We start from the raw sequence: 1,674 nt of genomic DNA on the forward strand, positions 1-1,674 counted from the left end.
GCCCGTAGCACATTGGGAAGCGGCCTGTTGAAGGCCGGATTGCCTTGATGGAGGCAAGGGCGCGTAGCGCCCGCAGACTTCATCAAGGCGGCCATGACCGGTCAGCAGGTCTCTAAAGTGAAGTTGTCGACTCAACCCTTTGGAGACTGACCGATCATGACCAAGCGCAGTTCTACTCCCGCCGACGCCGTGCTGGTAGCCATCGATATGTCCAAGCACCGCCAGGAAGTTCTGCTTGAACGACCGGAGGGCGGCCGCCGGCGCCGCATGACAGTGATGGCGACGAAGGCGGATTATGATCGCCTGGCCGACGATCTGACGATCATTGGCAAGCCCGTGATTGTCGGTTTCGAAGCGACTGGCAACTATCACCGCACGCTGGCGCATCGATTGCTGTCCGCCGGGTTTGAGTTGCGCCTGATCTCGTCGGTCGCCTTGGCCCGGACGCGCGAAGCGCTGCACAATGGCTGGGACAAGAACGATTCCAAGGACGCGCAAGTGATCCTGCATATGTTGAGGATCGGTGCGACCCAGCGCTATGTCGATCCGCTGGCAGCCGGTATCAACGATCTGCAGGAGATGTCGAAGACGCATGAAGCCATATCAAAGGCGAAGACCCAGGCCTGGCATAGGATCCTGACCCACTACCTGCCGCTGTATTTCCCGGAGATCGAGCGTTTCGCCGGCAACAGCCGGTCTGACTGGTTCCTGGCGCTGATCGAACGTTTCCCGACGCCGGGGAGCATCATCTCGATCGGCCGCGAAGCCTTCACTGAACAGGCCTGGCCGTTGATCGGTCGCAAGGTCTCCAAGGCCCGGGTAGTCAACGATATCTATGAGACCGCCTCTGCATCGATCGCGCTGCCGATTGACGAGGATTCCACTGCGATCACGATGTTCCGCATGGTCGTCGCTCAGGCTCGTACCCTGATCCAACAACGCAATGAGATTGAGCGGATCGCCCATGACGCGCTGGCCGCGAACCGCGATTATCAGCTTCTGCGGATGATCCCAGGCATCGGACCGATCAATGCCCTGACGATCCTTGCCGAGGCCGGTGATCTGCGCCGCTTCAGCCATCATCGCCAGTTTCTCAAGTTCTGTGGCCTCGACCTCGCTACCTGTCAGTCCGGTATGTTCCGCGGTCGGACCAAGCTGTCAAAGTATGGCAATGCCCGGTTGCGGCGTACATTCTGGATGGCGACGCAGGTCGCGATCCGCCAGCGCGACAACAGCTTCCGCGATAAGCTGGGGCGCTATGTCGCCGGGTATCCCAACGACCCCGATCGCCGTCGCAAGGCGATGACCGCGCTCACCGCCAAAATGGCGCGCGTTGCGCATGCCGTCATCAAGACGGGAACCGAGTACCGTCCGTTCGTCGAACGGGCGGACACCAGATGGAAGGACCCCTCTCTGTGCAGCCGTGAGGGCGCTACCGCGACCCTGTAGATAATGTTCGGGCCTTCCATCTGGCATCCGTATCTCATTTTAAGGACGGTGAGGACCACGACCCACGCGGCTGCTGGATCCTGTGTTTGCTATGGCCGAGAGCGCATTCCTTGACGATGGAAGCCATCTGGATCATAAAAATCATCAGCGCCGATTACACTCGGCGCAACGAGACCTGCTGGCCTTTGCCCGCTGCTGCTTCCCTACATAGGACGTTGTCGGACC

At 60.1% G+C, this 1,674-nt stretch carries 1 pseudogene; it reads left to right on the forward strand.

Going from position 1 to position 1,674, the window contains the following annotated elements:
- The first annotated feature begins 156 nt into the window (after positions 1-156).
- A pseudogene (locus CRO48_RS31465) lies at positions 157-1,453 on the forward strand (IS110 family transposase).
- The last annotated feature ends 221 nt before the right edge of the window (positions 1,454-1,674 follow it).

It is taken from the genome of Rhizobium subbaraonis (genome assembly GCF_900220975.1).
GTDB lineage: Bacteria > Pseudomonadota > Alphaproteobacteria > Rhizobiales > Rhizobiaceae > Mycoplana > Mycoplana subbaraonis.